This is a genomic window from Geobacillus sp. WSUCF1 (genome assembly GCF_000422025.1).
Classification (GTDB): Bacteria; Bacillota; Bacilli; order Bacillales; family Anoxybacillaceae; genus Geobacillus; species Geobacillus zalihae.
Window position 1 is genome coordinate 1 of sequence record NZ_ATCO01000231.1, and the last position, 4,494, is coordinate 4,494.

A 4,494-nucleotide genomic window follows, 5' to 3' on the forward strand; every position below is an offset into this window, starting at 1 on the left:
TCTTCATTATGGGAAGAAAAAGGGGATTTTCATGCCCGGGTGGAGGGCAAAACGTTGCTCATGGATCTTTTCCGTCTTAAGGCAAATTGTGATCATTCCGTCATAGTAAACTCCCAACTTTATGTCTTTGCCGGGCAGAGGAGTAATGAGTGCATGGTACATGGAAAAAGATGGCTGTGCGGAAGGCGGATACGCACCCCTCCATACAGCCCTTGCTGAAAGCTTCACTGTTTTTGCAAGAAATATTTCTCAATATCATCCAACATCAAATGAGCCGCGAGCACACCGCCAGCCGTGTTCCAAATCGTGTCGCTCACTTTGTACACCTTGCCTTGTTTCGCGACGTTTAAGTTTTGAAAGAGCGGGTCGTTGATCCATTCTTTTTCAAGTTCGCTCGCTTTGCCGTCCCCCGTCTCATATGTAAAGTAGAACAGGATGTCGCCATCCATTGCTGGAATGCGTTCTTTCGTCACGCCGGTTTCCGCAAAGTCGTTTACGTTTTGCGATTCCGGGCGGCGAAGCCAAGTTGATCCAAAATGACGCCGGAGAACGAGTCTTTATGGTAAATGCGCACGTCGCCGGCCATAAAGCGGACGATCGATACTTTCATCTTCAGCTTGTCGCCAAGTTTTGCTTTTAAGTCTTCAATGCGTTTGTCATATTCAGCAATGATTTGTTTCCCTTTTTCCTCTTGGTTCACAGCTTTCGCATACAGCATAAAGTTGTCTTTCCAGTTGCCGCGCAGCGTTTCTGAGAACACGGTCGGGGCGATTTGGTTCAACTGTTCATAAATTTTTTCATGGCGCAGTTTGTTGCCGATAATCAAATCTGGTTTCAAGGCGGCGATCGCTTCCACGTTCGGCTCTGACTCCAAACCGAGCTCTTTGACGCCTTCCATTTTATCTTTAATATGGTCGTACCACGGATCGCCCGTCCACGATTTGACGGCGCCGACTGGTTTCACGCCTAGCGCGAGCAGCGCTTCCGTTCCTTCGTTCGTTAAAATGACGACTCGTTTTGGCGTTCCTTTGATTTCGGCCGTGCCCATGGCGTGTTCGACCGTGTAGCTCACTTCCGCTTTCGCCCCATTGTTTTCCGCTGGTTTGGCTGTTTTTTCTTCCTGCTTTCCGCCGCAGCCGGCAAGAAGCAGGAGGGAAAGGATGAAGGCGGAAAGAAGGGTGAGATGCCTTGATTTCATTAGCTAATCCCCCTTTGAATTTGATAATGAATTTCATTTACGTTGATATAATAAATAAAATTGAGAATCATTGTCAACTATAAATGAAAAAATGATAAAAAAATCATAAGAAAATGCGAAAAAACATTGACGATGAGAGTCATTATCAAATAGACTTGACGATAGAGATATAGAGAATGAAGCAAGGGAGATCTCAGAGATGCTGTCGACAAACCGTCAAAAAATGGTTGGCCTCATCGGTTTGCTGATTGTGCTGCTTGCCGCCATGTGGATGAGCATCGTTTGTGGATATACCGACACGAGTTGGCGGCAGGCGATGGCGGCTCTTATCGACAATAACGGATCGAACGCCCATTTAGTCGTGGCGACGGTTCGGCTGCCGCGAGCGTTGATTGCGGCAGTCGTTGGCGCAAGCCTAGCGATGGCTGGGGCGCTCATGCAAGCGCTGACGCGAAACCCGCTCGCTTCGCCAGGCATTTTCGGCATTAACGCCGGGGCCGGTTTTTTCATTGTTGTGATGGTCACCTTTTTTTCCATTTCTTCATTGCAAATGTTGTCATGGATCGCGTTTATTGGGGCGGCGGCCGCGGCGGCGATCGTGTTTGTGATCAGCGCCGCAGGGAAAGACGGGCTGACACCGCTGAAGATGACGCTTGCCGGCACGGCGGTCGCGGCTTTATTTGCCTCGCTGACGCAAGGAATGCTGGCGATGAATGAAAAAGCGCTTGAAGAAGTGCTCTTTTGGCTGGCCGGGTCGGTCGCTGGCCGGAAGCTCGAGTTGTTGACGGCCGTTTTTCCGTATTTGGCGGCCGCCTGGGCTGGGGCCATGCTGCTGGCGCGCCATGTCAACATCTTAATGATGGGAGACGATGTAGCGAAAGGACTCGGACAGCGAACGAATTTGATCAAGCTGCCGCCGTTCTGTTAGTCGTGCTGCTGGCTGGCGGATCGGTCGCCGTCGCCGGTCCGATCGGCTTTATCGGTATCATGGTGCCGCATATGGCGCGGGCGTTGGCCGGCGTCGACCACCGCTGGCTGCTCCCGTATTGCGCCTTGCTCGGCGGGATTTTGCTTCTTATGGCCGATATTGGGGCGCGCTACGTTCTGATGCCGCGCGAAGTGCCGGTCGGCATCGTCACCGCCTTGCTCGGCGTTCCATTTTTCATCTACATTGCCCGCAGGGGGATCGCCGCAAAATGAAAAAATACATCACGGTCCGAATGGGAAAACACATCTCGTTTTTCTATGACAAAAAAGCTGTTGCGGTGCTCGCCGCGCTCATAGCAGCGGCCGTCTTCCTTTTCGTTATCAGCATTGGCAGCGGCGAAATGCGCATGTCCCCGCTTGAGGCCGCTGCCGCGCTGTTCGGATACGGAGAGGAAATTCATCAGACGGTGATTGTGACGTTCCGCCTGCCGCGCGTATTGGTTGCCTGGATGGCGGGGATGGCGCTGGCTGTCGCCGGCGCGGTTTTGCAAGGAATGGTGCGCAATCCGCTCGCTTCACCGGATGTGCTCGGCATCACCGGCGGAGCGGTGGCCGCGGTTGTTGGCTTTTTGGCGCTGTTTAGCGATGAAAACAACTCTCTCACCGTCAGCATCCACTGGCTGCCGCTTGCCGCCTTTCTCGGCGCTACGGCCGCTGCTTGGCTCGTATATATGCTGGCGTGGAAAAACGGCCTCGCCCCGCTTCGGCTCGTGCTTGTCGGCATCGGCGTTTCTGCGCTCATGCAGGCGTTGACGACACTGTTGATGATCACAGGACCCATCTATCGGGCGAGCCAGGCAAACGTGTGGATTACGGGCAGTGTGTATGGTGCTTCTTGGCAACACGTTTCGCTCATGGCGCCATGGGTCATCGGACTGCTCCTTGTGGCGATGTTGGCCGCGCGGCATGTCAATGTGCAGGAGCTGGGCGATGAGCTGGCGATTGGGCTTGGCGGGGCGGTCGAACGGCAACGGCTAGGACTTGTTTTGCTTAGCACCGCGCTCACCGGCGGCGCGGTCGCTTTCGCCGGCGGCATCGGCTTTGTCGGGCTGATGGCGCCGCATATGGCGCGCCGCCTTGTCGGTTCGGCGTTTGGCGCGCTTCTTCCGACCGCTGCGCTGTTAGGCGGTGTGTTCGTCATGGGGGCGGATTTGGCTGGGCGGCTGCTTTTGGCGCCGACGGAAATTCCGGCCGGAGTGTTTACCGCGGCGATTGGAGCACCGTATTTCATTTATTTATTGTACCGAAGTCGGAAATTATAAGGAGGGATGCGCATGCATGGGTTGCAGGCGAAAGAGTTGACGCTATCCTATGGCGAGGCGATCGTGATTGACCGTTTAGACTTGACGATTCCGAAAGGAAAAATCACGGTGTTCATCGGCGCGAACGGCTGCGGCAAGTCGACGTTGCTGCGCGCCTTGGCCCGGCTGCTAAAACCAACAAGCGGCGCTGTGCTGCTGGATGGAAAAGAAATCGCCAAACAGCCGACAAAAGAAATCGCCCGCCGGCTCGCCATTTTGCCGCAGTCACCTGTCGCTCCGGAAGGACTGACCGTTTTGCAACTTGTGAAGCAAGGGCGCTACCCGTATCAAACGTGGTTCAAGCAATGGAGTGACGAAGATGAGCGCGCCGTTGCGCGCGCCTTGGCGGCCACAGGCTGAAAGAGCTTGCCGAGCGGCCGGTTGATTCGCTGTCCGGTGGCCAGCGCCAACGCGCATGGATTGCCATGACGCTGGCGCAAGAAACAGACATCATCTTGCTTGACGAGCCGACGACGTATTTGGATCTCGCGCATCAAATTGACATTTTAGATTTATTGTTTGAGCTGAATGAAAAAGAACGGCGGACGATCGTCATGGTGCTTCACGATTTAAATTTGGCGTGCCGCTATGCGCATCATCTCGTCGCCATTCGCAACAAAACGGTGTACGCCGAAGGGAAGCCGGAGGATGTCATTTCCTGCCAGCTCGTGAAAGATGTGTTCCAAATGGATTGCCAAATCACGTATGATCCGCTCTTTGGCACTCCGCTTTGCATTCCGTACGGCAAAGGGCGGCGCATCCTACAGAAAGAAGGCGTATCGTGATGAGGTTAAGTGAAGAAGAAGTGAAAGCGTTGGAAACGTACCGTTTTTCGAGCGAAGCTGCTGATGTCTCGTCATCGATGTTGTTGGCCTGGCTGCTGAATGATGACGGGCAGCTCGCGAAGTATGTGGCGCACGTCCACGCCGAGATGGGGGCGGCAAACGACGCGGTTGCCGCTTCGATGCTCGTCAAGCGCCTAAGCTTTTTGGCGCCGATGGCCTTATA

2 protein-coding genes and 4 pseudogenes are annotated in these 4,494 nt (G+C 54.2%); 5 read left to right on the plus strand and 1 reads right to left on the minus strand.

Features of this window, described 5'->3' with window-relative positions; genetic code table 11:
- A partial coding sequence (locus I656_RS19535) for a hypothetical protein (RefSeq protein ID WP_235048672.1) occupies positions 1 to 219 on the plus strand: 219 nt, incomplete at its 5' end.
- A 5-nt stretch (positions 220 to 224) separates the two neighbouring features.
- Here I656_RS19535 and I656_RS0116955 read toward each other — a convergent pair.
- Positions 225 to 1,198 (minus strand): annotated as a pseudogene (locus tag I656_RS0116955) (ABC transporter substrate-binding protein).
- A gap of 199 nt (positions 1,199 to 1,397) precedes the next feature.
- Here I656_RS0116955 and I656_RS0116960 point away from each other — a divergent pair.
- From I656_RS0116960 to I656_RS00725, 4 genes and pseudogenes are all read left to right on the plus strand, one after another.
- Positions 1,398 to 2,398: pseudogene (locus I656_RS0116960) on the plus strand (FecCD family ABC transporter permease).
- The gene (locus I656_RS00730; protein WP_020756817.1) at positions 2,395 to 3,447 is read left to right on the plus strand and encodes an iron ABC transporter permease; all 1,053 of its coding nucleotides are present in this window, start codon (positions 2,395 to 2,397) and stop codon (positions 3,445 to 3,447) included. Before I656_RS0116960 ends, I656_RS00730 begins: the two are co-directional and overlap by 4 nt.
- Before the next feature lie 12 nt (positions 3,448 to 3,459).
- Positions 3,460 to 4,271: pseudogene (locus tag I656_RS0116965) on the plus strand (ABC transporter ATP-binding protein).
- Positions 4,271 to 4,494 (plus strand): annotated as a pseudogene (locus I656_RS00725) (iron reductase); the annotation flags it as partial. The pseudogenes I656_RS0116965 and I656_RS00725, both read left to right, overlap by 1 nt.

What these genes read in the sequence shown, in the direction of transcription:
- I656_RS00730 (WP_020756817.1), top strand. Translation starts at nt 2,395, where the DNA reads ATGAAAAAATACATCACGGTCCGAATGGGAAAACACATCTCGTTTTTC.